The 3,272-nt window shown below is 52.4% G+C and carries 2 rRNA genes; both read right to left on the reverse strand.

The window, feature by feature from the left end:
- Nucleotides 1-12: 12 nt before the first annotated feature.
- Nucleotides 13-125 (reverse strand): 5S ribosomal RNA (rrf, locus tag AC1RHV_RS31075).
- A gap of 198 nt (nt 126-323) precedes the next feature.
- Nucleotides 324-3,204 (reverse strand): 23S ribosomal RNA (locus AC1RHV_RS31080).
- Nucleotides 3,205-3,272: the final 68 nt, after the last annotated feature.

Consider the following 3,272-nt stretch of genomic DNA (forward strand, 5'->3'; position numbering starts at 1 on the left):
TGCGGAATAAAAGCTTGACGATGACCTACTTTCACAGACGTCCGTCCACTATCATCGGCGCAAAGTCGTTTCACTGTCCTGTTCGGGATGGGAAGGAGTGGGACCAACTCGCTATGGTCGTCAAGCGTAACTGGTTGAGCGGCTGCGGTTAGGCAACTGCTCCAATCTTGGAAGAAACACAACGCGTGGCGATCAGAGTCAGACTCGATGATCACGCACGGTGGGGTGTAATTGGTGTTGGCTGGCTGCCGACGGTGCAGCCAGATTTTGTATTGAACGACACTTGGAACGCTATATCACCAGGTCATAACCATCAGTGTTATAGGATCAAGCCTCACGGGCAATTAGTATCGGTTAGCTTAACGCATTACTGCGCTTCCACACCCGACCTATCAACGTCCTGGTCTCGAACGACCCTTCAGGGGGATCAAGTCCCCGGGATACCTTATCTTCAGACGAGTTTCCCGCTTAGATGCCTTCAGCGGTTATCTCTTCCGTACTTAGCTACCCGGCAATGCCATTGGCATGACAACCGGTACACCAGAGGTACGTCCACTCCGGTCCTCTCGTACTAGGAGCAGGCTCCGTCAAGTATCCAACGCCCACGGCAGATAGGGACCAAACTGTCTCACGACGTTTTAAACCCAGCTCACGTACCTCTTTAAATGGCGAACAGCCATACCCTTGGGACCGGCTACAGCCCCAGGATGAGATGAGCCGACATCGAGGTGCCAAACACCGCCGTCGATATGAACTCTTGGGCGGTATCAGCCTGTTATCCCCAGAGTACCTTTTATCCGTTGAGCGATGGCCCTTCCATTCAGAACCACCGGATCACTATGTCCTGCTTTCGCACCTGTTCGACTTGTCAGTCTCACAGTCAAGCACGCTTATGCCATTGCACTATCAGCACGATTTCCGACCGTACCTAGCGTACCTTCGAACTCCTCCGTTACACTTTGGGAGGAGACCGCCCCAGTCAAACTGCCCACCATGCACTGTCCCCGATCCGGATAACGGACCAAGGTTAGAACCGCAAACAAACCAGGGTGGTATTTCAAGGATGGCTCCACGTGATCTAGCGACCACGCTTCAAAGCCTCCCACCTATCCTACACAGGCCGGTTCACAGATCAATGCAAAGCTACAGTAAAGGTTCATGGGGTCTTTCCGTCTAGCCGCGGGTAGATTGCATCATCACAAACACTTCAACTTCGCTGAGTCTCAGGAGGAGACAGTGTGGCCATCGTTACGCCATTCGTGCAGGTCGGAACTTACCCGACAAGGAATTTCGCTACCTTAGGACCGTTATAGTTACGGCCGCCGTTTACCGGGGCTTCGATCAAGAGCTTGCACCCCATCACTTAACCTTCCGGCACCGGGCAGGCGTCACACCCTATACGTCGACTTTCGTCTTTGCAGAGTGCTGTGTTTTTAATAAACAGTCGCAGCCACCGATTCTCTGCGACCCCATCATGCTAAGCGCGCAGGCGCTTCACACTACCGGGGTATACCTTCTCCCGAAGTTACGGTATCAATTTGCCGAGTTCCTTCTCCTGAGTTCTCTCAAGCGCCTTGGAATATTCATCCCGTCCACCTGTGTCGGTTTGCGGTACGGTCTCGTACAGCTGAAGCTTAGAGGCTTTTCTTGGAACCACTTCCAATCACTTCGCAAGCAATGCTCGCTCGTGCCACACCCTTGATTTACGCGCCCGGATTTGCCTAAGCGCCATCTTCGATGCAGCAACAGGGACATCCAACACCCTGATGATCTTCCGCGATCCGTCCCCCCATCGCACTGTACGACGGTGCTGGAATATTAACCAGCTTCCCATCAGCTACGCATCTCTGCCTCGCCTTAGGGGCCGACTCACCCTGCGCCGATGAACGTTGCGCAGGAAACCTTGGACTTACGGCGAGGGGGCTTTTCACCCCCTTTATCGCTACTCATGTCAGCATTCGCACTTCTGATACCTCCAGCAGCCTTTACAAGCCACCTTCGCAGGCTTACAGAACGCTCTCCTACCGCGTGCACAAAGTGCACACCCGCAGCTTCGGTTTATCGCTTAGCCCCGTTACATCTTCCGCGCAGGACGACTCGATCAGTGAGCTATTACGCTTTCTTTAAAGGATGGCTGCTTCTAAGCCAACCTCCTGACTGTCTATGCCTTCCCACTTCGTTTCCCACTTAGCGATAATTTGGGACCTTAGCTGGCGGTCTGGGTTGTTTCCCTCTTGAGTCCGGACGTTAGCACCCGGTGCTCTGTCTCCCAAGCTGTACTTGCGGGTATTCGGAGTTTGCCATAGTTTGGTAAGTCGCCATGACCCCCTAGCTATAACAGTGCTCTACCCCCCGCAGTAATACTTGAGGCACTACCTAAATAGTTTTCGGAGAGAACCAGCTATTTCCAGATTTGTTTAGCCTTTCACCCCTATCCACAGCTCATCCCCTAATTTTTCAACATTAGTGGGTTCGGTCCTCCAGCACGTGTTACCGTGCCTTCAACCTGGCCATGGATAGATCATCTGGTTTCGGGTCTACACCCAGCGACTGAATCGCCCTATTCGGACTCGCTTTCGCTACGGCTTCCCTATTCGGTTAACCTTGCCACTGAATGTAAGTCGCTGACCCATTATACAAAAGGTACGCAGTCACCCCACAAGGAGGCTCCTACTGTTTGTATGCATACGGTTTCAGGATCTATTTCACTCCCCTTCCGGGGTTCTTTTCGCCTTTCCCTCACGGTACTGGTTCACTATCGGTCGATCACGAGTATTTAGCCTTGGAGGATGGTCCCCCCATCTTCAAACAGGATTTCACGTGTCCCGCCCTACTTTTCTTACGCTTAGTTCCACACACAAGATTTCGCCTACAGGGCTATCACCTGCTACGGCCGGACTTTCCATTCCGTTCGACTATCTTGCGTGCTAAAACGTAAAGGCTCTTCCGATTTCGCTCGCCACTACTTTCGGAATCTCGGTTGATTTCTTTTCCTCGAGCTACTGAGATGTTTCAGTTCACCCGGTTCGCTTCCACTGGCCTATGTATTCAGCCAGGGATACTCCTTACGGAGTGGGTTTCCCCATTCGGACATCTACGGATCAAAGCTTGTTTGCCAGCTCCCCGTAGCTTTTCGCAGGCTACTACGTCCTTCATCGCCTGTGATCGCCAAGGCATCCACCATATGCACTTAGTCGCTTGATCCTATAACGCTGTAGGCTATAGGACCTGAGTATTAGCGTTTGTGCCGTTCATAAGTTTCAAAGCAGTCT

Source organism: Achromobacter sp. GW823-FHT04E03 (assembly GCF_058796095.1).